Source organism: Streptomyces sp. NPDC048352 (assembly GCF_040651895.1).
GTDB lineage: Bacteria > Actinomycetota > Actinomycetes > Streptomycetales > Streptomycetaceae > Streptomyces.
In genome coordinates this window covers 1-23,925 of sequence record NZ_JBEZKZ010000001.1, presented here as the reverse complement: position 1 = coordinate 23,925, position 23,925 = coordinate 1, and the positions used below count along the sequence as shown (strand labels likewise).

Sequence of the window (23,925 nt, the reverse complement as noted above, 5' to 3'; positions counted from 1 at the left end):
GCACCCATCCTTATGCAGATCGTCGGCCTCATGGAATGATCGCCGGACCGGTCTGGATTGGGGGGTGTGATGGCAGACGGTGGAGAGCAGTACGAAGCATCGGCGTCCGCTTTGGGCTACCTGTTCCAGTTCGCCAAAGCTCTGCACATGTGCATCGAGCAGTGGATGAGCGCCGGCCCCGACTGGAGCATTGCGGTTGAGGCCGCCGACGACATTGAGCAGCACATCGGCTCTGTGACTGACCTTCTTCAGCTCAAACAGCGCGCCGCGGGCGTGCGTTTGACCGATACATCCAAGGACCTGTGGAAGACCCTCCGAATCTGGGGAGAGGCGGCTACGGCAGGCCGCATCGACCTGGATGAGACGAACCTCTACTTGCTCACCACGGCTGAGCTGCCTGCGGATAGCGTCGGCTATCTTCTCCAGCACCGCGCCACGGGGCACCGCGATGAGGAGCGGGCTCTGAAACAGCTCTGCGCTGCGGCCGAAGCCTCAAAGACCAAAAGCCAGGATCTCCTGAAGTCGTTCGCTGCGTTGACAGGCATGCCCAAGTCGCTTCAGAGTGCCCTGCTCGCGCGAATCCAGGTTGTTGGGGGTACCGAGGACATCGCTGACGTCCGTACCACAATGCTCCGCCTCGCAGCCGTTGCCGCTGGCCACGACGCTTCGAAAGCCTTCTTGAACCGGCTGGAGGGCTGGTTCTACGACCGGGTGATCGAGCAGATGCGCACGCCGGGTGGCAGCCCGGTCACCGGTATCGAGTTTGACGAGGTGTTCAGCAGCCTCCAGCGGCAGTTTCAGCACGACAACCTGCCGATCGACGGCGACATCACCCGCATGTCTGGCGACCCCATGGAACAGGCAGAGAAGATCTTCGTTCGGCAACTGGGGCTCATCGGAGTGGGCTCCACACGCATCGGATTCGCTGTCCGGGACTACGTGCGCGCCTTCGCGCAGCGCTCGCGGTGGACCAACGAGAACCTGCTGCGCCCTGGCGAGATCGGCGAGTACGAGCGTCGGCTGGTAGAGGAGTGGGAAGCCCGCTTCGCCGTGATGGAGGAAGAACTCGGCCCCGAGGCCACCGAGGAACAAAAGAAGGCGGAGGCCAAGCTCATCTACCGGTGGGTCGATCAAGAAGCCCGCTTCCAGATCCGCACCGGATGCGACGAGGTCTTCGTGACCAAGGGCTCGTACCACATGCTCGCCGACGAGCGCCGAGTCGGCTGGCACCCCGACTTTGCCGCCCGCCTGATGCAGCTTCTTGAGCCCGTTGAGGTCCCTGGATGAACCTGAGCCGCGAAGAGCGCGCCCTGTACAACCCCGCCTTCACAGCGCTCCTGTGCACCCGGGCCGTCCAAGGCCACGAGCAGCAGTACAACGCCCCCTGCCCGCTGCCCGTGGCTGTTGTGGCAGGGATCATGGCCCTTCAGCCCGCGATCAGGGCGGCACTCCCCAGCACCCTGAACAGCGGCCTGATGAAGTGGCTCGACACGAATGACGGCGTGCGCGTCGCCATGACCCGCAACGCGGCCTCCCTCGCCGCCGTGGTGCGCCCCGGTGTCCTGTTCGCCGTGCAGACCAGGACTCTGCGGGCCACGGAAGAGGGGCTCACCCTGGCCCTTGGCCCCACCACCAAGGGGATCAAGGGCGCAACCGATCAGACCATCACGATCCAACAGGCTGCCCAGTTCCTTGGGCGCTGGCTGCCCAGCACGGGCAGCCTCAGCACAGTCCTGACCCTTCTCGGAGTCAAACCGTGACGTTCCAGATTGCAGCGGTCACCATCTACGGCAAGAAGCCCGGCCAGATGCGTACCGTCCCCTTCCAGCTCGGCGCCCTCAACATCGTTACGGGTGACTCCCGACGTGGAAAGAGTGCACTGCTGACGATCATCGACTACTGCCTCGCCAGCTCCGACTACCCCGTCAAAGCGGGCAAGGTCCGCACCTACGTCAGCACCTACGCCGTCACCCTCACCAAGCCCGGTGAGCAGCTCTTCGTCGCCCGTCAGGCGCCCAAGGACAACGCCAAGACCAGCACAGCGATGTGTGTGCTCACCCAGGCCCCAGGCAGCCCGCCGCCAGCTTTGGAAGATCTTCGCTTCACGACGCCCGAGGACACCGCCAAGGCCTACTTGAGCGACTTCTGCGGCATCGACAACACCGTCCGCGTGCCAGCCGTCGGTAAGAACACGCTCATAGCCCCGTCCATCCGCCACGCGCTCTTCTTCTGCTTCCAGGCTCAGAACGAAGTCGCTAACCCCGATGTCCTCTTCCACTCGCAGGGCGAGGAATGGAGGCCAAACACTATCCGGGGAGTCGTCCCGTACTTCCTCGGCGCGGTCGACCCCGAGCAAGCACTGCTTCACAACAAGCTCCGCAACCTTCGCCGGGACCTGGCCGACAACGAAGCCAAGCTCGCCGTATCCGCAGACCGAACCCCCGCCAGCGGCCAGGCTCAGGCGCTCCTGACCGAAGCCGTCGAAGTTGGCCTGCTGCCTCCGCAGACCGGCGCGCAAACCGCAGACGATGTCCTCCAGCTCCTCCGTCGTCTCCGCGACGAACTAGTCCACGGCGGTGCGCTGCGGCCCCATGAGAGCGACAGCGACCCCCTTGCGACCCTCCACACCAGCCGAGCAGAACTGCGTCGAGACTTTGCGCTGGCTCGGGCTCGAATCGCCGACCTCAAGAGCACCCTCGCCGAAAACGACGAATTCAGCGACCAGGCCATCGAACAGCGAGCCCGCCTCACCTCCCTCAGCCTCCTCCGCCAAGACGCAGCAGCCAGCGATCTTGAACACTGCCCCATCTGCGACAGCACCGTACCCTCGGCGAACGCAACCATCGCCGGCCTCAGACGGGACCTCGCCCTCCTTGACGGCGACCTCGGAGTAGTCCGAAATGACACCCCCGCCATCCGACGGCTCATCGCCGCCCAGGAAGACCGCCTGCAAGAGCTCCGCTCAGAACTTGCCCGCAACCAAGAACAGGTTCAAGAACTCACTACGAGCCTGCGCACGACCCAGCAAGAGCCCGACGATATGCGCCGGGCCGCCATCGTCCAGGGGCGCATCAGCCTTTACGTCGACACGATGGCCCAGCATGCCGCGGCGCCGCGTGTCCTAGACCGCCGTGACGACCTGCGCGAGCAGATCGCCGGGCTGGAGGAACAACTCAGCGGGAGCACCCAGGACGAGCGCCTGACGAGCTTCCTGTCCCTGATCAACCAGGACATCAGGGAGAAAGCTAGAGGGCTCGACCTGGACTTCGCCGCCTCGCCTATCCGGCTCGACCTCAACCGGCTGACGGTGATCGCCGACACCACCGACGGACCAGTCCAGCTCAAGGACATGGGAAGTGCTGAGAACCACCTGGGCTACCACGTCTCCACCCTCCTCAGCCTCCACGAGTGGTTCACCAGCCACCGGAGCCCGGTTCCCCACGTCTTGGTCCTCGACCAGCCGTCGCAGGTGTACTTCCCCGCAGAACCGACCGGCGAGGAAGTTCTGCAGACCAACGACCGGACGCATCTGTTGAACATCTATAAGGCCATACACCGCACGTTGCAGCGGCTCGACGGCAAGATGCAGGTCATCGTCATGGAACACGCTGACCTTGACGACCCGGCCTTCAGCCAGCATGTAGTCGAACGCTGGCGCTATGGCAACAACTCAGGACTCGTGCCCTCAACCTGGATGGAGCCCGAGACCCCGGCAAGCTGATGACTGGCAACCACCGCCCCGCCTGCCGCCGCAGGGACGGTACAGGGAGAACGACGGTCACGAAGGACGTGACCGTTGCCAGGTCCTCTTCGCCGAGGGGGAACCTCACGGCTGTAATGGTGCATAGCCTAAAGCGTCCGAACCCATGCCAGACTGCGCATGATCGGGTGGAGTGTGCCACCGGTTCCTGGCGTGGGTACTCCAGGATTCGGCGAACTCGTCGGTTTCCGGTGATCGGCGACAGCATGATCGACGCCGCCATCTGCGATGGCGACATCGTCACCGTCAGGAAAGCCGACAGCGCCGACCACGGCGACATAGTCGCCGCCATGCTGGACGGCGAAGCCACCGTCAAGCGCCTGTGCCGCGAGAACGGCCGGGTCTGGCTCATGCCACACAACGCGGCCCATCAGCCGATCCCCGGCGACGACGCCGTTATCCTCGGCAAGGTAGCCGCCGTCCTGCGCGCGCTCTGATCCAGCACGCCCCGCGCCGCCCAAGGGACGTCCCCCCTCGGCACGGAGTCCCCCTGCACGAGCCGACAGAACGCCGGCACGTACCAGCCCAACGACAGGACCCGACTTGACCCTGATGCCCGGAGCACGCGTGCCGGGACGGACCTGGACAGTCCGCCTCACCGGCCACCCCGATCACACCGTGTCCGTCACCTGCAGCACCGCCGCGTGCCGTATGCCGCCCCGCTCGAAGGACGCCGCCAGCATGCGCCGCTTCGCCGCCGAGCACATCAAGGCCCACGGACGCCTCGCCGGCGCCCGCCCCAACGCCGCCTGCAACTGCGGCAGCACGCACTGCGCCCTCCACGAATCCCGCGTCCAGTGCGCCGGCACCAGCCTGCTGGTCCTCGCCCACAACCCGGCCGTCGGCCAGGTCTGGACCCTGGCCGAGGTCTGCCAGACCTGCGCCCGGGACATCCCGCACATCACCATCCTGGCCACGGCCAAGCGCGCCGCCCCCACCCCTGCGGCTCCTTCCGTGGAGCAGCCGGCGCCGCGCACCGCGGTACCGGGCGGGTTCTCCTCACCGGAGGCCGCTCCCGAACCCTCACCGGGCCGGCGCCAGCCCCACCGTCCCCACCGTCCCCACCGGCGCGGCTGAGACCGGCGCGGAGCCACCGCAGAGCCCTCGCAGAGTTGCCGGCTTGCCACTGGATGAGCACCGCTGGGGTCAGCGGCGGGTGACGCCGTAGCCGGTGTCGTTGAGGGCGGCCGTCCAGACCTCCCGGTTGAACCACTTCGTGATGTCGGGCTGCATGGCGGTGATGGTGTCCATCCGGGCCTGCCAGTCGGTGCCGGTGGGTCGTTTGTCCTGGCAGCCGGCGCAGCCGTCCTCGCCGTGGATGTGGCCGGCCATCCAGGCGTTGACGGCGACGTTGACGATGACGTTGTAGAGGTCGCCGCCGCTCTCCTCCAGGGCGTCGGGGACACCCCCGAGGATGAGCGCCAGCTCCGGGTTGTCGACTGGCGGCATCGGCGCGCGCCCCACCTGGCCGCCGGGCGTGCTGCTGGTCTCGGCCGCCTGCCGTTGCTGGGCGATGCTGGCCGCGAGGCCGGCCGGGTCGAAGTACCGCCAGGCGGAGCGCTCCTGGATCCCGAGGCGCTCGGCGACGGTGCGGATGTTCCGCTCGATGGTGTCGGCGACCGTACCCGGGCGGACCGTCACCCCGCGGTGGGCCAGCTGAGCCAGCGTCTCCGCGACCGCTTCCTTGAAGGCTTGGGTGTTCCTCATGAACACCATCCTTCAGCAAGAGGACAAGATCCACCGCCCCCGGTCAGTTCTCGTATCGGAGCCGCGGAGGCCGAGTTGAGGCTGCTGTGACGGTCTCGCTGGTACAGCCGTCAGCCACCGGGTCGACGGTCGCCGGTCCAGCCCTCGGTGAACGCCCTGAGCCGGTCTCGCTGCCGCTCCTCTTCCGTGATGCAGGCGTCGAGCACGGCCTGGTCGACGTGGGGGGCGACGGCGGCGGCCCCGAGCCCCAGCCGGGTTCGTCCCGTCGCGGTCTCGCTTCCCTCGGGCGGGGCGCCATGGCAGGACCCGTCCCGACAGCATGCTGCAGCACAGGGTCCTACGGACGGCGTGCGGCCGGTCGTTCGGCCCGTACCATCCCCGACAGCGGCGTACCGAACCGCGTTCGACCAGTGCCCATACCGGAGAAGGGGAGTCACCTGTGATCAGGAGTGCTGTGGCCGAGGGGCAGCTGTACCGCGACCTCGCCCCCGACATGAAGGAGCGGGACCGGCGACTGCGCGTTACCGCGGTCCGCGACGGACGGGCCGACCTCGTCGTGGAACACGACCTTGGCGGCCCGGCCGGCCGCAAGACCCATGCCAGCTCCGCCCGGCTCCGGTCCGCCGCATTTGAGCTCGTCGAGGACCCGGCCGACGCCGACCCCCAGTACCTGGCCCTGCTGGCCGCCCTCACTGAAGTTCACCACCCCGGGGCCACGCCGCCCGACTACGCGCGCGCGGCCCTCCGCGTGCTGCGCCGGCTCGTCCCGGCGGGGGAGGTCCGGTGACCGTACGCGAGACAGGGACCGCCGGCACTCCGGACCGGCGTGACCCGGACGATCCGTGCGGTCGTACGGCCCGCACATGCCCCACCGAGCCTGGCTCACCGAGCGGGGCGGCGTCTGCCCCGGCGTCCCCGGCCTTGCCGGATCCTGGAACGGGCCGATGAGCACGAAGGCGCACAAGGCCAGGTGACCAGCCGCCAGGCCCGGTTATGTGCGGCCGGGCACTTAAGCCCGCGGTCTGCCCGTACGCCACCGACCGGGTTCGAGGGCCCTTGATGGTGAAAGGGAGTGGAATCGCTCCCGCTTGTCAGGGCTTCCTGACATCCTCATCCTCGTCGGACCGTCAGGAAACCCTGACGGCCTTGTGCTGGGAAAAAGGGATGTTGGGGATGGGCTGGGTGGATGAAAGCGGCCGGCACGAGGGCCGGGTGGCCGCGGTACTGGCGGACGGGCAGGAGGCCGCGCCCATCGTGGCTCTGGGAGGGAGTACGGCGTGGTGGGACAGCGACGGCACCGTGTCCGAGCGCGCGGTCGCGGTGAAAGCCGCCTGCGGATGCGGCTGGCGCGCGAGCGGCACGCATCCAGTGGTGTGGGGTGACGTCGAGGCGACCGAGGGCGAGCACGCGCGGACGGGCCCGTGCGCGGACTGGGAGTACCACGTCACCACCGTCGAAGGCCTACTCCCGCGCGATGTCGAGCAGATGCTGACCGCCCTGCAGGAGCGGATCGGCGAACTCTCCCGGACCCGGCCGGTCACCGCCCTGCGGGCTGTCGCCCGCCTGCAGGACACCGCGCCGGGCTTGGCGGTCGAAGCCGTACGCGCAGCCCGGGCTGCCTTTGTGACCTGGGAGGCGATCGGAGCGGGCCTGGGCTGCAGCCGCCAGTCCGCCCACGAACGCTACGCCCACCACGTGAAGGAGTAACTTCACCAGGGGCCGAGCCCGACCCGTCGCAGCCCCCGAGGAGGACATGATGAGCAATATCACCGAGACCGAATACGGGCTCGCGTCCGACTCCTGGGAGGACATCGAGTCCCTGGGGAGGATCCCCCGGCCGCGCGCAGAGGCCATCCGGGCGGACAGCCGAAGGCAGTGGCCGGACGTGTACCTGATCCAACGGGTCAGCGGCGAGCCCTGGCGGCGGGCCGCCTCCTGACACCCGCGACCTTGCAGGCCACGGCGACGGGCGCGACGCGCAGATCGCGCCCTGCGCCGTGCGGTACGCCGTCCGGCGCCCTCCGACGCGCCGTGGCCTGGCGCGGCGGTCAGGCTGCCCCTGAAAACCCGGCGGACCGGCGGCGAAGGGCTCCGGGATGGTGCTGCGGCCACCGATGGAGCCGGTGCTCGCGCAGGCCGCCGAGGCGCTCCCGGGCCCGGCCGCACCGCGGGATTGATGTCGATGCCCGGCTGACGGGTGAGGTGCTGGGCAGGGAAGGCGCCGCAGGCCTGGCAGGAAGCCGGACGCGCGCGGGCCCCGTTTCGGCAGGATCAGGCGGGCTGCGCCGACGGCGTCGCCCGTGAGCTGCGGGAGGACGCGCGTCGCGGCCTACAGTCGGCGGGGGGTGATCTACTCGCCCAAGGTCTGTGCCGTCACGCCAGCCGGGACCCGATCCGAAACCGCATGTCCCCGGCAGCCCGACGGACATCCTCCGACAGGGCCTCCACCTCCAGCACCCCGAGCAACACCATCAGGGCCCGCGCCTCATCCTCGGCCAGCAGCCGCAGGCGCGGCTCGGGCACCCCATCCAGCAGCGAATCCAACAGCTCCAGCACACCGTCATCCATGTCGCAGACAACGCGGTAGGCCGGCCGAAGTCACCAACCCGCAGCAGGGCGAACACTGGCCGCGCAGCACCGGCCCGTCGGGCAGGGCCAACCCAGGGCCGGCGACCACGGACCGGATCCGGTCCAGGGGCTGCATGGTTCCCTCCCGGCCGTACACGGCCACGCAGCGGGCGACCGCCGTCCGCTGACGTTGCCGTCATCGTTGCCGTCAGACACTCCAGAGGCCCCACCGGAAACAAATCCGGCGGGGCCTCGATTAGATTACCGAAAAGACTTCGTTTCAGCCGCGATCAAGCACTTCTTCGGCTGCTGCCTTGACGGCTTCTAGTGCACTATCGTCCACCGAAAGTGGCGCTGCGAGCGTTTCAATCCACTGATGCATCTCGACCGCATCTAGATCCCGCCAACGCGGATGCAAAACAGCCCTTTGCGCGATGACCCCCCAGCGATGCGGGTGACGAGAAAGCTGATACCAGTCAGCCTGCTTTTGCGCTCGCCCCGGCGTTGAACTCGAACGCAACCCCAAGATCAAACCTTCACGAAGGCGATTCAACGCCGACGCGTAAATCGGGCTCCCGTTGAGTATGTCCGAGCCCTCAGGGTGCTCGAATTTGAACTCCATGCCAGCGCGAAGCAAGACCTCCACCTGGGCAAATGAGTCGAACTCGATGAGCTCTGCCATCAGAATGGGTTCCTTCCATGGAAGAGGACGTTCCCGGCCGGGATTTTCAAGGAACCCCTCGCGATCAGCTCATTTGGCTGAGAACCAGGGCCAAGCTCGACGCCTTGAGGCATACGGAAGGCGAAAAGGAAATCCGCTTTCCCGGCGTGTGACGGATTGTTGATCATTACGTTGCGCTCAATTTCTACAGAGCTCCCGATCTCCTGCGTCACATGCACCTTCCCTGCGGAGTTCGCACCGATTCTAAGACTGCCGTCACCAGACAGGATACCCGCGTGTCCATCTGCGCTGGTGTAATGGAAGTAGACATCGTCATCGAGTTTATCGACGAGGTTATTGACTTCATGAGTCGCTGGGTTATTGCAGTTATGGACGAGTATCGATGTGGCCCCCGCCAGCACATAGTACGTGTGATGGTCGGCGACCGTCAGGTTATACGTATTCTGGGTTGCACTGTAGGGGCGGATCCGCTTGACGAGAACCGGCGCTCCGTCGTCCTTGCGGAGGGTGTCGCCTTGGCGGAGCGTCCCGGCCTCGAGCCAACGATGGTGTGTTTCAGACCAGACGACGTGGTGAGTTGTTGTAGTGATTATGCCGCTGCTGCTGCCCGTGTCGATCTCGATATCGACGTAACTCTTGTCGTCTTCAGTGTGGACCGTGCCGGTTACGGATTTGGCTTCAGTCTTTCCCGTTTCCGGCTCGGTTGCAACTACTTCATCACCGTTCCGAACGTCCTCAATCGACTTGCTTGTGCCATTCGCCAGTAGCACCTTGGTGCCGGCGGGGAAGCTATCGCAGCGGCTGAGAGCGGAACGGATGCTACCGGCAAGTTTGCCGCTGCCCTTTTCGGCGAGTTTTGTCGCGGATTTAGCGGCGCCTCCACCAGGCATTGGGGCAAGAAGGGAGCCTGCCTGGTAGCTGTCGCCCTTTGTGTCGACGCCGAAGTATTCCATCAGGCGGTCGTATGCTTGCTCGGGTGTAGGGATGCCCACGAGCGGCAAAACCATCTTAGCTGCGGGCGCCATTACCAGGGTCGCTGCTTGAGGGACTCCTCGACCCAGGCCAGCCACTACGAATGCGATCTTCTTCTTGATGGCATTCGCGTCGATGAACTTGACGTTTTGGTTTTTGTAGATCTGCTTGGTGATGTTGCGCGGTGACCAGTTGTCGCCGTTGCCGTTGTTCCCGCGGTAGTCGGGAGCGGGTGCGTGGGTTTCGTAGTACCTGCGCTGGCTGGAGATTGGGGCGTAGGTGATTTCGTGGGAGTTGCTGGCGGTGATGACCGTGTGGCCGTGGCAGTCGTAGAGCGTTCCGCACTCTTCGGTTCGCAGGCCGCTCGGGTCCCAGTTGCCGATGGGGTTTCCACTGGCGTACGTGTACCCGTTCATTTGGAGCGGGTCGGTGATGTCGATGATGGGGTCAACGGAGATGAACCGGCCGGTGGTCGACTCGTACTCGCGCGCTCCGATGTGGGTGAGAGCGGTGTTCGTGTCGTCGATGCCGCTGCCGAGGAAGCCGTGGCTTCCGGGCCAGTTGCCGGGCTGGCCGCCGCGCGGGTTTCCGTACGGATCGGACTTCCGGCGAGTGACGGTCTGGCCGCTGCTCTGGTCGATGGTGGTGTTGGCGGTGTTGTGGTGGTCGGCCAGCTGCACGCTCAGCTGGTGGTTGTTCGCCTTACCGCCGGTCTGGCGGACAGTGGTGGCGCCGGGGCCGCTGTAGTAGCGGATGGCGTCGAGGGCCTGGCCGGCCTTGTTGACGGTGATCTCGGCTTCGCCGAGGTAGAGGGTGCGGCTGCTGCCGGTTTCCTCGATGAGGCGGTTGCCTCCGGCGTCGTAGATGTAGGTGGTGGTGTTGTCGAAGGTGAACTGCTGGGGACCTGTGGCGTTGCAGGACCACAGCTGGAGGTCACCGCCGTCGGCTGCGTTGTTGGGGACGTCGACGCACTGACTGGTGGCCGGGTTGTACAGCGACTTGTCGCTGGCACGGTAGACGAACTTCTGCTTGTCGCTGCCGTCACAGGCGACCAGCACCAGCTTGGCGCCGCTGGCGGTCAAGCACTTGTCCAGGGCCCGGACGGTGTTGCCGGTCAGACGCCACTGCTGCGCCTTCGTCTCGTTACAGGGGTAGATCTGCACCGGCGTGCCGTCGGCGGTCTTGCCGCTTTCTACGTCGATGCACTTGCCCGAGGCTCCGATGACGGAGACGGCTCCGATGCCGGGGCTGGTGGCGGAGGTGACCTTGCCGCGACGGTCCCAGTTCAGCGTTTGGGTATCACCGTCGATGCGCCGACTCGTTGTGTTGCCGAGGGCGTCGTAGGCGTAGTTGGAGACCGAGTTGGCCGTCGACCCCGGGCTGCGGGTGGTCTTCTCGGCCTTCTCCAAGGCATGCGGCTTGATCTTCAGCGGCGGCTGGGTGCCGTTGCCGGCGATGGTGACGCCATAGGTGTAGGTGGTCTCGTCGTCCAGCGCACTGTTGGTCAGGTCGCGTTTGATCAGCTTGGTGCGGTTGCCGATCGCGTCGAACTGGTATTCCTGCCAGAAGCCGTCACCATCCGGGCCGAGGGTGACGTCGGCCAGGCTGGGGCCGGCGCATGCCGCCGTCTTGCCGGTCCATGCCTTTGTCAGCTGGCCCATCGGGTCGTAGACGTAGCACTGGCGGTCTTCGCGTCCACCGGGCTGGGTGTCGGTGACCGAGGTGATGTTTCCGGTCGGGTCGTAGGTGTAAGAGACGTCGCTGATCCGGTTCGGACCGGTCTCGCGGTCGCTGATCTGGTTGGTCAGCTGTCCGGTGTTCGGGTTGTACTGGTTGGTGGTCCACACCCGGTTGGGTGCGTTGCCGGTCGCGGTGCGCAGGACTTCACCGTACGGGCTGTACTTGACGTCGGCGGTGTACCAGGTCAGGCCGGACATGCTCTGTGGCATGCCGTCGCGGTCGTAGCGGGTGGCCAGCTTTTCGGCGGCCAGGCCTCCGGGTGTAGCGGGGACGGTAGTCGACTGGACCTTGCCTGTCGGCGTGTAGGTGGTGCTGTAGACGTAGGTGCCCGCGAGGCCCTTGGTACCGGGCACGTCCGGAATGGTGATCTTGGATCCGGTGGGCCGGTACTCGGTGTCGTAGCCGGTGACCTCGCTTGTGTAGGCGGCGCCGCTTTCGTAGTGCGTGGAGGAGACGGCGAGGCCCTTGGCGCCGGGCAGCGAGTCGAATGTCCAGGAGGTGACGAGTGGGCCGTTGGCCGCGTCGTCGTGCAGTTCGGTTGCGCGGCCGAGGGGGTCGTAGGTGGTGAACTGGGTCCGGCCGGTTGAGTCGGTCGTGGAGATCTTCTGGTTGAGGTTGTTGTAGGAGACGGTGGTCTTGCCCGCGTCGGGGTCGTCCGACCAGGTCATTCGATCACGGGCGTCGTAGCCGTAGGTCCAGCTGTTGCCGGCGGGGTCGGTGACCTTGGCCAGGTTGCCGCGTTCGTCGTAGGAGTACGAGGTCTTGTTGGACGTGGTCAGGTCGGTCGAGGTGTAGTTGCGGACCTCGGTGGTGCGGTTGAGGGTGTCGGTCCAGGTTTCGCTGGCGCGGCTGCCCTTGAGCGGAGTGGAACCGTCGGGGGACATTCCGGTGCGGCTGCGGGTCCAGTCGCCGCCGTATTCGGTCGTGGCCGAGCTCTGCTCTACACCGGCGTGCAGGCTGGTCGCGCGGATCGTGCGGCCGAGTCCGTCGTAGGCGATCTTGGTGGAGTTGGGGATCTGGAAGACGCTCTCCGGAACGAAGATGTTCTTGCCGGGGTCGCCTTCGGCGTAGTAGCCGTTGTTGGTCTGCCGGACGCTTCCGTTCGCGTTGTAGAAGGTGTCCGTGATGAGGCGGCCGCTGCCGAGTGCTTCGCTCTGGGTCTGGCGCGTGCGCATGAGGCCGTCGTAGATCGCGACCGAGGTGGAGTACGTGCCGTCGTCCTGCAGCGTTCTGCTCGTGACGGCGGGTGCTTCGTGCTCGGAGATCTGGTACTCGGCCGTCTTCGCCGGCTTGTCCGACGTCTTCTGCGATGCGGTCCAGACGGCGGTGGTCCGGCCGAGGTTGTCATAGGACGTGGTGATCTTTCGCCCGTTGGCGTCCGTGACTTCCAGAGGGTTGCCTCGAGCCGGATCGATCTTGGTTGACCCGGTGTGTCCCAGCGCGTTGGTGTTGGTGACCGTGAAGGCAACCCCGGCGGCGGGGCTGTAAGAGGAGGATGTGATGTTGCCGGCCGCGTCGTAGTCCTTAACGCGACGGCCCAGGGCGTCGTACTCGACACGCCCGGAAGGTGCCCATCCGGTGCCCGCGGCGTCCAGGGTCTCCAGTTGGACGGCGAGTCCCTTGGTGGGCGCCGCGCCGAATGCGTTCAGGGCATCGTAGGAGGTGCGGGCGTCCTTGAGTGCGGTCCCCGTGGATGCGTGGGCGCAGTCGCCGGTGGTCTTCCGTACCCGTTGGGGCAGGCCGATCAGGTTTTTGGCCGGGTTGTGGACGTAGGTGGTCGTGGTGCAGCTCTGCTCGACTGTGGACCACGCCGTGCCGTTGTGGGACAGCGCGTCGGTCTGTGCCGTGACGGGGAGGCCGTAGGTGGGGTCGTAGGTGTTGAGCGTGCGGATCATGCGGGACTTGCCGCCGCTGATGGCCTGTACCTCGTCGGTCCGGGCTGTGCCGCCGCGGAATGCCTCCAGAGGTGTGGTGCCGTCCCTGGGGCGGGCTGCCGTCTTCTGGCTCCAGGGCCAGGTCACCTCTCGGGAGACGACCTGGCCGCCCGCCTTGCTGTAGGTGATGGTTTCGGCGGTCAGGCCTTGGTACTGCGGCAGGTCTTCGCCGAGGTCCTCGGTGCCGGTGGAGTCCTTGATGGTTACCTTGGGTCGGCCGGCGTCACCTGACATGCCGCGGAAGTACCGGTGGCGTGATTGTGATTCTTCGGTCGCGTCACTCTTGGCCGCATTGGCGGTGACGCCGCGCTTCGTCACGACGCTTGGGTAGCCGCGCCACTGGCTGTAGGTGCGCAGCTCGGGCTTGGAGAAGTCGTCGGTGTCCTTGGCCCAGGCGGCGTCGCCCTCGTAGGTGTAGCTGGTGGCGACGTCGGGCTGGCGGGCGACCCGGTCCTTCTCTATGACCTTGTCGACGACGTATTTGTTGAACCACTCGAGCTTGGGCTTGTCCAGGTCCGGGTCCGGGGACCAGTGGACCGGGAAGCAGCGGCCGGTGTTCTCCTCCGGCTTGGGATGCGTGGTTCCGACCGGGCACGGATCCGAGTAGTCGACGTACGTCTCACTACCGGTTTCGCTGCGGATGGTCTCCACGCGCAGGCGGTCGAAGTCCGGGGTGGCGTCGTTGGAGCCGGTCGCAACCCGGTTGGGCATGTCCTTGACGTTGGCGATGAAGGAGACTGGGGGAAGGCTGGTGGACTCCTGGTTGCCGGCGGCGTCCTTGGTGGTGCCGTAGCCGGTGCGGGTGATGGACTCCAGCCACAGCGGCGGGTGGGTGTCGGTGCGCTGCTTGGGGAACGACTGAGCTAGGTTCCATCGGTCCACCAGCGACAGGGCAGTGGAGCCCTCGGTCCGCTGGCCGTAGGTGGTGACGGCGGTCAGGCGCTTGCGGGTCCAGAAGGTGGGTGAGGCGATGTAGCAGTCCTTGGCGTCCGCCTTGCAGTGCAGCGTCGAGGGGGTGTCCCACCAGGGCTGCTTGTCGCCGTAGTTGTTGCCTTCGAACTCGGCGTCGGAGCACTCGGTGGTGCCCTCCTTGATGCAGCGTTCGGCGACGGTGAACTCGACCTTGGCGCCAGGAGGGCCGGCGAGGCTGTCGCTGCGCAGGCCGTAGGTGATCTGGGTCGGGTACCCACCGCGGATGTAGGCGACCTTGGCCTTGTACTTCTCGTTCTTGGCGTAGCGGTTGGTCTCCTTGGCCCAGTCGATGATCATTGCGTTGCCGTGGACGTCCTCGACGTAGTCGAGGTTCCACCGCCACGCCTGCTCACACGAGGAACTGGCGAAGGCCGTCTGGTAGCACGGCTCACCGGGGTGATTGCCGAAGACCGGGACGGTGAAAACGGAGTTCGTGACCGGACGGGTACCGGAACCGTCGAGGTCATGGCGTCCGAAGAAGTAGCGGGTGCCGTCACGGGTGGTTACGACCCAGTACTCACCGTCCTTGGCGCCGTTAGGCACCGAAGCGTCGGTCTTGTGCTCGACCTTGGAGCCATTGTCGGAGACCGGAATCCACTGCCCCGTGGCAGTGTCATGTACCAGCTCGGTGGCCCCGCCGCCGAGGGACATGGTCACCGAGTCCCCGGCCCAGCACAGGTCGCGCTTCTTCTTGTCAGCGCTGTTGTCGTTGTTGGGCTTGGACGGCGTGGCTTTCAGATCATCGGCGCAGGGGCGGTAGCGGCGCTCGATGTAGCCGGGTTCGTAGTCCCAGCCGTCGCCTATCCAGGACGCCTGGCCGTTGGCCACGGACGTCTTGCCGTCGACTGCCTGCGAGGAGTAGGAGAACGCGACCGACGGCGCGGGCCCCGCTGGGGCGGCGGGCAGGTTCAGGGGGTAGCTCCAGGAGAAACCGCCGCTGCTGCTGCCCGCCGTCCATGATCCGGACGGGGAGAGGGAAGTGGCCGTGTACATCCCACCGGCACCGGACGCGCCGTCGGAAGCAGCAAGCACGACCGGGCCGCCGCCACCGGTCATGGTCCGCATGCCCTCGCTCGGCGCGGTGGCCGGGTCGATGGTGGCGCGGACCGTGCCCGCGGCAGCGTCGTTGGTGCTGGGGACGTCTTGGGTGACCGTGCACTCGGGGAGGTCGGGAGTGGTCAGAAAGCACGCCGGGAGCTGCTTGAGCTCCAGGCGGGTAGCCCACTCGGTGCCGTAGAGGTCCTTGAACGTCTTGTAGTCCAGCTGGACGTCCACCGGTGTGGAGCCCTCAGCCGGCGGAGTCACCTTGATGAGCGCGCCGTCGACACTCGCGGCCTCCGTTGCCGCGCGGGTCTCGACCGCCACCGACCAGGTACCGGACGGGGCCGGCGGGGTGGGGTTCGCCTCGGTGGGCGATGCCTTGCCGATACTGACCGGAAGCGTGCCCGCCTGGACGAGTTGATCACCCGAGAGGGCGACGCTGACCGTGCCGCCGGCCGGCGGCGTTACCTTGGAGGGCTCGTACTCCGGCGGAGGCTGGACGGGAGCTCCCGCCCAGCCTTCGAGCTTGGTGGCCTCGACCTGGTCGAGCTTGGCCTTCATGTCCTGCTGGAGCCCGGGCAGCTGGACCCCGCTGCGGTCGCCCGGTGATGCCGCCCACGCCTGGGCGGGCAGGAGTGATGCGACCAGCGCCACCGAGATGGTGATGCCGGCATGCCCGGCGAGACGCGCGCGTCTCATGCGCGCTCTCTTGTTTCCGGGCAGGCGGAAATGATGCGCCGACAACGGCGACATGTAGACCCCCCACGATCTGCCCACGGTGACGACACACGTGTGGCAGGAAACTGACAAATAGTCTGCTGATTCTCAGGCTCGCGCGAGCAGAAAAGCCATAGCGATCTAGGTGGTGTGGGCTTTATCACTTACCGGCGGCATACGTCGTGGCAAAAGCGACATTAGGGCTCCACCTGCAACATTCTCGCAGGTGACGCCAGCTGCCTGAATCAGTCATGCTCTGCTCGCACATTCCGTGCGCGAACGTCCGGATGGGGAGCCGGTATTCGTGCCGCCCGGCCATCGGGCTCCTTTGTCTGAGAACACCCAGGGGTGGCGGAATCGCATACCCGAGGGGGGAGAAGAAGTAGCGTGTCAAAACCCGAACCCGCACCCGTCGGTTCGTCAAAAAACCCTGACGCAAGCAGAATCGGCCAGCAGAGCTGGCTTCGGCGACGCAAAAATCTTGGCGGCCTCGCGGCGCTGCTGGCCGTCGCCGTCGCCGTCCCCGTCGTCCTGAACCGTAACGACACCAGCACCCCGACTGAGGCCACGCCGTCGCAGAACCCCAAGACTTCTGTCAGCGCCCCCGAGGCGCGTCGACTGGCGAAGGAGAGCGGCAAGGAGGTCGAGGTCACGGCTGAGGCCACCGCGCACACCACCACATGGGCGCAACCTGGCGGAACCTTCAAGTTGCGCGTTTCCAGTGCTGCGACGCGGGCGAAGATCGGCAGCCAGTGGAAGGCGATCGATACCACGCTCGAGCGGGTCGAGGGCGGCTTCGCGCCCAAGGTGGTGAACGGGCGCGTCGTCTTCACCGCCGGCAGCAAGGCCGCGCCGGCCGGCGACAGCGGACGGGCGTCCCGCAGTGTCTCCCGCGCAGCTCTCGTACAGCCTGCCGTGGTCAAGGCCGATACGCCGACTCCGGCATGGGCGGATCTGGTGCGCTTGCATCTGGACGGCCATGACCTGGCAGTCGCCTGGCCGGGGCCTCTGCCCGAGCCGGTCATCTCCGGCCCGCGGGCTCTCTACGAGAATGTCCGTCCGGGCATCGACCTGGTCATGACCGCGCAGGACGGCGGCTTCACACACGTCCTGGTCGTCAAGGACAAGCAGGCAGCTGCGGACCCGCTGCTGGGCCAGCTGGATTACCGGCTCTCCTCCCCGGACCTGACCTTCCACCTCGATGAGGAGTCCAAGTCGGTCAGTGCGCGGGACGCGCAAGGTCAGGAGGTCGCTGGATCTCCGACTCCGTTCATGTGGGACTCCGCGGGCAAGGTCGCTGTGACCGAGGGGGAGCCGCAGGCGAAGCCCGCGCCGGAGGCGAAGGACCACCCGACCCTGGCGCTGCCCGGGCTCAACGGTGCGGAGGGCAATCACGCGAAGGCGGCCGGTGCCACGCTGTCCGGCGAGAACGTGCTGCGGGTGACGCCCAACACGCAGCTGTTGAACGATGCGGACACCGTGTATCCGGTCTTCATCGACCCGTCGATCAAGGGCCACAAGCAGAACTGGACCGCCCTCTACAAAACCGAGGGCAACTCCAGCTTCTGGAACGGGCAGAATTACAACAGCGGATCCGGCACGCCGGAGGCCCGTGTCGGCTACGAGACGACGACCTACGGCACGTCCCGCTCCGCGTTCATCTTCGAGTTCCCCACCCAGATCCAGGGAGGGCAGATCCGCTCGGCGAACCTGCGGATGCTGCAGACCTACTCCTGGGGCTGTGACGCCAGGGCCTTCGACGTCTACCACACACCGTTGATCACCAGCTCCAGCACGTGGAACAACACCAACAACGCCACCTTCTGGGGCAAGCGCATCGCCGGCGCGAGTACCGGCCACGGCTACAACAGCTCCTGCCCCGACGCGTGGGTGGGCATCGACATCAAACCGACCGTCGAGGAAGGCGCCCGCGGCGCCTGGCAGAACCTCACGCTGGGCCTGCGTTCGCCGAACGAGAGCGATGCGAGCTACTGGAAGAAGTTCCTCGCCAGCGGTGAGAGCGCCCCGTTCATCGAGGTCGAATACAGCAAGGTCCCCGACACGCCGGTCCTTGCGAACATGAGCACCTCCCCAGGCGGTGCGTGCGTCACCGGGCAGCCTTTCACCAAGATCGGCAAGACGGATGTCGACTTCCGTGCCAAGGCCACGGACGGCGACGGCAATCTGCGCCGGCTGAGCTTCAGGATCTGGTCCGCCGACGGTTCGCCCGTCGCTGACGAGCTCCGCGACACCAACGGCGACGGCGCAGCGAACGTGACCGTCCCGTGGGAGAAGTTCACCCCCGGCAAGACGTACTTCTGGCTCGCCCAGGCCATCGACTGGGACGGACAGTGGTCCGGCAGCGGCCCCATGGACTCCGGTGGCGGCGGCTGGTGCACCTTCACCGTCGACCACACCCAGCCCACACCGCCCACGATCCGCTCCGAAGACTTCCCCGCCCCCGGCCCCGACGGCGCCGAGTGGAGCAAGAACACCCTCGGCCCCGGCAAGATCACGGTGATAGCGGGCGGAACCAACCCCGCGGACATCACCGAGTTCCAGTGGTCCCTCAACCACCCCGTCTACGACAAGAAGGCCGTCCCCGCCGCCGGGTCGGACACGGTGACCGTCGACGTCAACCCCGACAACGCCGGACCCAACCTCTTCTACGTCCGCGTCGTCAACAAGGCCGGCAACCCCTCCAACCCCGTCACCTACACCTTCTACGTCCGCCCCCGCCCCGGCCTCGACGGCCCCGGCGACACCACCGGCGACGGCAAGGCCGACCTCCTCGCCATCGACGCAGCCGGAAACCTGCGCGTCTACCCCGCCGACCAGGTCGGCGACCTCGACGCCTGGATGCCCGCCGCCACCGACAACGGCAAACCCGCACCGGCCGGCTACTGGAAGGACGCCAGCGGCAAGACCGCACTCATCGCCCACTCCAACGACTGGTACCCCGGCGACGGCATCACCGACCTCATCGCCCGCATGCCCGACGGCAAGCTCTACGTCTACCAGGGCGACGGAAACGGCCGCTTCGACATCAGCCGCCGCACCGAAATCCTCCTCCCCGCCGGCGCACCCGACCCCGCCACCTTCTCCCAGATCGTCGTCGTACCCGACATGAACGGAGACAAGATGGAGGACATCTTCGCCACCGCCGGCGACGCCTTCTGGATCCTCACCGGCTATAGCGGCGCCACCATCACCGAGGCCCGGCAGCTGTCCGCCACCAGCTGGACGAAACGCGACATCGTCGACGTCCGCGACATCACCGGCGACAACGTCCCCGACCTCCTCTTCCGCGACGACTCCACTCCCGACCGCGGCCTGGCTTTGCGCCGGGGCAAGCCCGGCACCGGCGGCGGCGCCGACATCAACTCCCTCGCCCTCGCCGTCAACTCCGCCGACGGCAAGGACCTCACCTACGCCACCACCGGCTGGGACAGCACCACCTGGCCCCTCCTGCGCGGCACCCCCGACGTCAACAACGACCAGATCCCCGACCTCTACCTGACCCGCAACGACGGCACCCTCCACCTCTACTACGGAGGCCGCACCGCCATCGGCAACGGCTGGCGCGTCGAAGAAGACGACTGGGCAACCGCCCGCACCATCGGCTGATCCAGAACCCGCTCCACCAACGAGTGCCCGGCCATCGCTCCACCCGGCCGGGCACTCGTACTCACCCCCCTCAAACAGGGCCGGAACACACATCTGCCAAGGAGACCACCATGCGCTTTCGCCCCGTCCGCCATGCCATCACAGCCGTTTCGGCGGCCCTGCTCGTCACGTCGTGCGGCGCAGGTAAGGACACCCCCTCCCACCCCGAGCCCGCCTCGACAGCCGCAACCGCAGCGCCGGCACCCAAGCCCCTGAACGAGGAGCAGCTGACCGCCGTGGCCCTGACCCCGCAGGACCTTCCTGACCACAAGGTCGAAGAAGCCTTCCAGGGGCCGGTCATCTCCGCGGACAAGCCCGAATGCCGGGACCTGGCCACCGCCCTCCTCGGCGGTGCGATGACCGGTACCGGCGGCCAGGTCCATACCCAGGCCACCAAGGACACGACCACGACGAAGGTGTCCCTGTACTCCTGGTACGGCACGAAGGCCGCAACCCTGCTCGCCGACATCAAGGCCGCCGGCCCGGCATGCGGCGGCCCCGTCAACGTCGTCAACGGCACCGAGAAGGTGACGCTCACCAACATCGTGCCCGGCACGGCCCCCGCCACCGGCGACGACAGCGCGACCTTCAGCGCGGAGCAGGACCTCAACGGCAAGAAGACAGCGATCGAGGCCATCGTCATACGCAAGGGCACCACCCTCGCGACCTTCACCGCGCACAGCGACTCCGGAACGGCGGAGAAGCCGGCCGAGGTAGTGGCGGCCCAGCTCAAGAAGCTCAACTGAACACGCCGACGCCACCGCGGTAGCGGGTGCTCCCGCAAGGTGCAGCCACCGTGTCACAGACAAGATCACAAACGCCTACCCGGGCCGACCCGACCTTGACTGCCATGGGCCATCCATCACCACGGTGTCGACTCGCAGCTCTTTCTCGCCTGCGCAGACGAAGCTCCCCTCCTGCCGGCTGCCCTCCAAGGTCAGGGCCTGCTTCGGAGCTGCGGTTAAGCCCGCACCAGATTCCATCCGATCATCACATCACCCAAGGGGTGCAGTATGAGCCTGGCCTTCTTCCTTCTCACCCTCGGCACCGTCAGCCTCATCACGGGCGCCGCACTCGCTCTCAACATCCGAGGTGCCGCCGCCGCGGCGGCACGCTACGCGGCGGCCAACGCCGCACTGGCCATGCACGCACGCGGAGACCTCGGCTCTCCAAAGCGGGTCATGTCGAAGCAGGTCTACCGGTACCTGGGAGCCGTCATGGGCCTCGCGGGTCTGCTCCTCACTCTCGGCGGCCTGCTGGAACTCGCCTTCTGATGCCCACGGCGCGCGCGACCCGCAGCAAGGGACCAGGATCCGGCCGCCCAGTGGCTGCTGCCGTCGCCGGATGCGCTGTGCCGGTACGCCGCCGAGCGGACCGCGACCTAGCCGTCGACGAGGCGGAGCAGCACCGGCTGCTGGACATCGCGGCCGACTACGGCGGCACGGGCATGGAGTTCACGCCCCGCCCCATAGCGTGACGGGCCGCCCCGGTGCCCCGGTGGGCCAGGGTCCGGGCCTCCGCTACCGCGGTCCTGTTGCGGTCCACCACCCGCCCCGCATCGGCGCCGGGTCCTGCCGAGGCCCGAGTGTGCCGGTGCCAGGCGCGCGGTGCCGCGGTTGCCGGTGCACCGCGGGCGAAGGCGTTGTTGGGGTGAGGGGATTGGCGGGGCCGTGGCACGCGTTGGTTGTGCGGCACCGCGCAGCGGCAGTCGGCGCCCGGTCTGTTTGCACCGCTAAGCGTGTGGGGTGGGTAGGGCGTTGAGGGCGGCGCGGGCGTAGTCGGCGGGGGAGGCGTCGGGGCCGTGGACCTGGGAGATGGCTGCCAGGACGGCCAGGTAGCGCGGGTCTTCGTCGACAGTGTCTTCGAGGAGTTCGAAGGCGCGGGAGGCGAGCCGGATGACACTGGCGTGGGTCGTCTTGCCGGCCTGGCCGCCGAGGTCGTGCTCCACGACGAGCCGGGCGCGGGCGCTACCGACCTCGACGACCCGCAGTCGCCGGTCTCGGGCCTTCATGTCGGGCGCCAGATCGCGGTACAGCTGGCCCCTGGTGACGGCCGTCGTCATGACGCATCCCTCCATCCCGGGATCTACATCCCCTCACCGGGTAGCACCCTAGGCCCTGCAGCCGCCTCGCGGTGCCTCGGGTGCTGCGCTCGTGGAGGCGGGGTGCCCTTCTCGTGGGCCGGGTCGGCACGCCGCCGAGCACCCTGAACGCCTCGACGTGGCCCTCCATGAACGATTTCTGGGCCTGGGAGGCGAAGACCCGGTGGACGGCCTTCCCGAGTACGACAGCCGCAGCGTGAACAGGTGGCATTTCACCGCCGTGCCGGCCAGCCGCACCCAGACTTCGGCGAAGTCGACCTCGGCCTCCTCGCCGGGCAGGTGGACTTGGAGGACCATGCCCTCCCTGTGCTGACGGCCGCGGCGGGCCTCGGCCTCGATCTGCGGGCGCCGGATCTGGACGTAGTCGCAGATCGTGGAGTACGACGCGCTGTCGAAGCCGTACTCGGCGGCCAGCCGCTCATGGATGCGCCGGGCGGTATGCCTCTGCTCCCGCGGCGCGGTCTGGTCCTCCCAGAGCATCGCGTCGATCCACCGTTTCGCGGGATTCAGCAACGTCGCCCGAGGCTTGGGCGTCTTCCGAGTGGCGGCACCGCCGACTGGAGCGCCTGCCTCACCGTCCGCCGGTGAGTGCCGTACTTCTCCGCCAATGCGCGCTGTGACAGCGAGGGATCAAGACGCCTGTCCCTGCGGACATTCGCAAACAGTTCGACCCCCGACAAACCCACCCCGTCCTCCCGACACGACCGCGATCAACACACACGGCCCCGACATGACCGTGATCGACGCACGTACCCTGTCCTCGCCGGGTGGACGGAGCAGTGCATTCACTCCCAAGAGGGCACGTCGCGGGCCTGCCCGTCGCGTGCCAGATCGCCAACGGTGAGCGCCGCTGTTGTGACGGCTTCAGGCTGGCTGTCGTGTATGTAATGGGCTGCGTCGGGCACCACGACATGCTCGCCTCGAACGGTCGTGGCGGCGATCTGGGCCTGCAACGAGGTCCACCGAGTCCGCAGGCCCTTCGGCAAACCCCGGGTCGCACTCAGGACGATCAGCGGCACGTCGGGCAGCTGCGAGCAGGCGCGTAGCCGCCGGACGGCCGGGATGTGGGTGCGGAGCAGCTGGCTCTCCGCAGTGCTGGTGCGCATTTGGTACGCGTGCGCGTTGCAGGCCAGCTCTGCGGCGATGAGCAGGTCCTGGACGCGCGGGTCGCCGCTCCTCTTGCTCGCTTCCTGCGTGGCCTGCTCGCGAAGTGAGCGACCAGCCGACCCCAGGGCCCTCCTCAGGACGGACAGCCGGGTAAGTACTGCTTCAGCTGCGCGGATGGTCCAGGGCTGGAAATCCTCGTGTGCAGGGTCCACGAGGACCAGCCCCGCTATCAGCTTCGGGTGGGCCCAGGCCACGAGCTGGGCCAGCATGCCGCCCCAGCTGTGGGCGACCAGGACGCATGGCCCGTTTCCCGTATGGGATAAGAGCGCGCTCAGGTCGTCGACCTCAGAGTCGATCGTGACCGGCATCGCGGGATCACTCGCACCAAGCCCAGCTCGGTCATAAGCGATGACACGGGTCTGCTCGGCAAGCGCGGATAGAACCGGCGTCCAGGTCAGCGCGGGTGTGCCACTGGCCGCTTCCAGGACCACTGTCGGGCCGCCGGCACCTGCCTCGACCCAGCGCAACACACGCTCTCCGCGGACCAGTTCACCGCGCTCCACCCCACCGGGGATCACGGCCGACATTGCCTGCGCGATGACGTCCTTCACGGTTCCCCCTGCGCCGTCCAAGACCCGCTGCGCCCTGTTGTCAACGGGTGGAGCGTCGAATGCATAGTCCATCTGCCGAGCCTTTCACGGCGCCGCCGACCTGCGCCCCGGCGAGAGGAACCGCTGGGAGTGGTCCGGCGCCACCACTTGACCTCTAGGGCTTGTGAGATGTCGTGATCAGCCGGCGGTCTTCAGGAGGACGTCGATCCAGATCATTGTGGCGCGGAAGTCGAGGCCGACGGGCAGACAGGCCCGCACCGTTTTCTAGCCCCGCGGCCCCCGGGTCGCTTCGGCACGGCGGAAGGCCTCGTCACAGGTCCGGCCGGAGCGGGTGGCCACCAGCGAGA

The 23,925-nt window shown here is 67.2% G+C and carries 18 protein-coding genes and 1 pseudogene; 12 read left to right on the top strand and 7 right to left on the bottom strand.

Annotation, left to right across the window (positions count from 1 at the left end; translation table 11 throughout):
* Positions 1-69 precede the first annotated feature (69 nt).
* The 5 genes and pseudogenes from AB0D45_RS00095 (at position 70) to AB0D45_RS00075 (ending at position 4,837) form a co-directional block, all read left to right on the top strand.
* Positions 70-1,287 (top strand): ABC-three component system protein, encoded by a 1,218-nt coding sequence (locus AB0D45_RS00095; protein ID WP_362454407.1) that lies wholly within the window; start codon positions 70-72, stop codon positions 1,285-1,287.
* Positions 1,284-1,760, top strand: a complete 477-nt coding sequence (locus AB0D45_RS00090) for a three component ABC system middle component (RefSeq protein ID WP_362454405.1) — start codon at positions 1,284-1,286, stop codon at positions 1,758-1,760. The genes AB0D45_RS00095 and AB0D45_RS00090 overlap by 4 nt, the downstream gene beginning before the upstream one ends.
* Positions 1,757-3,721, top strand: a complete 1,965-nt coding sequence (locus AB0D45_RS00085) for a DUF3732 domain-containing protein (RefSeq protein ID WP_362454404.1) — start codon at positions 1,757-1,759, stop codon at positions 3,719-3,721. Before AB0D45_RS00090 ends, AB0D45_RS00085 begins: the two co-directional genes overlap by 4 nt.
* Before the next feature lie 230 nt (positions 3,722-3,951).
* Positions 3,952-4,197: pseudogene (locus AB0D45_RS00080) on the top strand (S24 family peptidase); the annotation flags it as partial.
* Positions 4,198-4,441: 244 nt separating this feature from the next.
* On the top strand, positions 4,442-4,837 hold the full coding sequence (locus AB0D45_RS00075) for a hypothetical protein (RefSeq protein ID WP_362454402.1): 396 nt from the start codon (positions 4,442-4,444) through the stop codon (positions 4,835-4,837).
* Between the two features lie 69 nt (positions 4,838-4,906).
* On the opposite strand, the gene AB0D45_RS00070 is transcribed toward AB0D45_RS00075, so the two are convergent.
* Complete coding sequence (locus AB0D45_RS00070) at positions 4,907-5,467, bottom strand: hypothetical protein (protein ID WP_362454400.1); 561 nt, start codon at positions 5,465-5,467, stop codon at positions 4,907-4,909.
* Between the two features lie 439 nt (positions 5,468-5,906).
* Between AB0D45_RS00070 and AB0D45_RS00065 the strand changes: the two genes are divergently transcribed.
* The 3 genes from AB0D45_RS00065 (at position 5,907) to AB0D45_RS00055 (ending at position 7,406) form a co-directional block, all read left to right on the top strand.
* Positions 5,907-6,254 carry a DUF6354 family protein gene (locus tag AB0D45_RS00065; RefSeq protein ID WP_362454398.1) on the top strand — a complete coding sequence of 116 codons (348 nt, stop codon included), beginning with the start codon at positions 5,907-5,909 and terminating at the stop codon, positions 6,252-6,254.
* A 386-nt stretch (positions 6,255-6,640) separates the two neighbouring features.
* Positions 6,641-7,174, top strand: a complete 534-nt coding sequence (locus AB0D45_RS00060) for a hypothetical protein (RefSeq protein ID WP_362454396.1) — start codon at positions 6,641-6,643, stop codon at positions 7,172-7,174.
* Between the two features lie 49 nt (positions 7,175-7,223).
* Complete coding sequence (locus tag AB0D45_RS00055; protein ID WP_362454394.1) at positions 7,224-7,406, top strand: hypothetical protein; 183 nt, start codon at positions 7,224-7,226, stop codon at positions 7,404-7,406.
* Between the two features lie 434 nt (positions 7,407-7,840).
* Here the strand turns inward: AB0D45_RS00055 and AB0D45_RS00050 are convergent, their stop codons facing one another.
* The 3 genes from AB0D45_RS00050 to AB0D45_RS00040 form a co-directional block, all read right to left on the bottom strand.
* The gene (locus tag AB0D45_RS00050) at positions 7,841-8,023 is read right to left on the bottom strand and encodes a hypothetical protein (RefSeq protein ID WP_362454392.1); all 183 of its coding nucleotides are present in this window, start codon (positions 8,021-8,023) and stop codon (positions 7,841-7,843) included.
* Between the two features lie 292 nt (positions 8,024-8,315).
* The gene (locus AB0D45_RS00045) at positions 8,316-8,717 is read right to left on the bottom strand and encodes a hypothetical protein (protein ID WP_362454390.1); all 402 of its coding nucleotides are present in this window, start codon (positions 8,715-8,717) and stop codon (positions 8,316-8,318) included.
* Positions 8,717-16,075 (bottom strand): ricin-type beta-trefoil lectin domain protein, encoded by a 7,359-nt coding sequence (locus tag AB0D45_RS00040; RefSeq protein ID WP_362454388.1) that lies wholly within the window; start codon positions 16,073-16,075, stop codon positions 8,717-8,719. The genes AB0D45_RS00045 and AB0D45_RS00040 overlap by 1 nt, the downstream gene beginning before the upstream one ends.
* A gap of 405 nt (positions 16,076-16,480) precedes the next feature.
* Between AB0D45_RS00040 and AB0D45_RS00035 the strand changes: the two genes are divergently transcribed.
* From AB0D45_RS00035 to AB0D45_RS00020, 4 genes are all read left to right on the top strand, one after another.
* Positions 16,481-19,720: a DNRLRE domain-containing protein gene (locus AB0D45_RS00035; RefSeq protein WP_362454386.1), complete on the top strand. Its 3,240-nt coding sequence runs from the start codon at positions 16,481-16,483 to the stop codon at positions 19,718-19,720.
* A 110-nt stretch (positions 19,721-19,830) separates the two neighbouring features.
* Complete coding sequence (locus AB0D45_RS00030) at positions 19,831-20,505, top strand: hypothetical protein (protein ID WP_362454384.1); 675 nt, start codon at positions 19,831-19,833, stop codon at positions 20,503-20,505.
* A gap of 267 nt (positions 20,506-20,772) precedes the next feature.
* Positions 20,773-21,033 (top strand): hypothetical protein, encoded by a 261-nt coding sequence (locus AB0D45_RS00025; RefSeq protein ID WP_362454382.1) that lies wholly within the window; start codon positions 20,773-20,775, stop codon positions 21,031-21,033.
* Between the two features lie 77 nt (positions 21,034-21,110).
* Positions 21,111-21,236: a hypothetical protein gene (locus AB0D45_RS00020; protein ID WP_362454380.1), complete on the top strand. Its 126-nt coding sequence runs from the start codon at positions 21,111-21,113 to the stop codon at positions 21,234-21,236.
* 255 nt (positions 21,237-21,491) lie between these two features.
* On the opposite strand, the gene AB0D45_RS00015 is transcribed toward AB0D45_RS00020, so the two are convergent.
* The 3 genes from AB0D45_RS00015 to AB0D45_RS00005 form a co-directional block, all read right to left on the bottom strand.
* On the bottom strand, positions 21,492-21,821 hold the full coding sequence (locus AB0D45_RS00015; protein WP_362454378.1) for a DUF6354 family protein: 330 nt from the start codon (positions 21,819-21,821) through the stop codon (positions 21,492-21,494).
* Between the two features lie 48 nt (positions 21,822-21,869).
* Positions 21,870-22,340: a hypothetical protein gene (locus tag AB0D45_RS00010; RefSeq protein ID WP_362454376.1), complete on the bottom strand. Its 471-nt coding sequence runs from the start codon at positions 22,338-22,340 to the stop codon at positions 21,870-21,872.
* Between the two features lie 305 nt (positions 22,341-22,645).
* Positions 22,646-23,578 (bottom strand): alpha/beta hydrolase, encoded by a 933-nt coding sequence (locus AB0D45_RS00005; RefSeq protein WP_362454374.1) that lies wholly within the window; start codon positions 23,576-23,578, stop codon positions 22,646-22,648.
* Positions 23,579-23,925: the final 347 nt, after the last annotated feature.

Bases quoted from the DNA above. Each gene is read 5' to 3' on its own strand.
- AB0D45_RS00015 (WP_362454378.1), bottom strand. From the start codon at position 21,821: ATGACGACGGCCGTCACCAGGGGCCAGCTGTACCGCGATCTGGCGCCC.
- AB0D45_RS00055 (WP_362454394.1), top strand. From the start codon at position 7,224: ATGAGCAATATCACCGAGACCGAATACGGGCTCGCGTCCGACTCCTGG.
- AB0D45_RS00045 (WP_362454390.1), bottom strand. From the start codon at position 8,717: ATGGCAGAGCTCATCGAGTTCGACTCATTTGCCCAGGTGGAGGTCTTG.
- AB0D45_RS00060 (WP_362454396.1), top strand. From the start codon at position 6,641: ATGGGCTGGGTGGATGAAAGCGGCCGGCACGAGGGCCGGGTGGCCGCG.
- AB0D45_RS00040 (WP_362454388.1), bottom strand. From the start codon at position 16,075: ATGAGACGCGCGCGTCTCGCCGGGCATGCCGGCATCACCATCTCGGTG.
- AB0D45_RS00095 (WP_362454407.1), top strand. From the start codon at position 70: ATGGCAGACGGTGGAGAGCAGTACGAAGCATCGGCGTCCGCTTTGGGC.
- AB0D45_RS00010 (WP_362454376.1), bottom strand. From the start codon at position 22,340: ATGCTCTGGGAGGACCAGACCGCGCCGCGGGAGCAGAGGCATACCGCC.
- AB0D45_RS00025 (WP_362454382.1), top strand. From the start codon at position 20,773: ATGAGCCTGGCCTTCTTCCTTCTCACCCTCGGCACCGTCAGCCTCATC.
- AB0D45_RS00070 (WP_362454400.1), bottom strand. From the start codon at position 5,467: ATGAGGAACACCCAAGCCTTCAAGGAAGCGGTCGCGGAGACGCTGGCT.
- AB0D45_RS00030 (WP_362454384.1), top strand. From the start codon at position 19,831: ATGCGCTTTCGCCCCGTCCGCCATGCCATCACAGCCGTTTCGGCGGCC.
- AB0D45_RS00090 (WP_362454405.1), top strand. From the start codon at position 1,284: ATGAACCTGAGCCGCGAAGAGCGCGCCCTGTACAACCCCGCCTTCACA.
- AB0D45_RS00075 (WP_362454402.1), top strand. From the start codon at position 4,442: ATGCGCCGCTTCGCCGCCGAGCACATCAAGGCCCACGGACGCCTCGCC.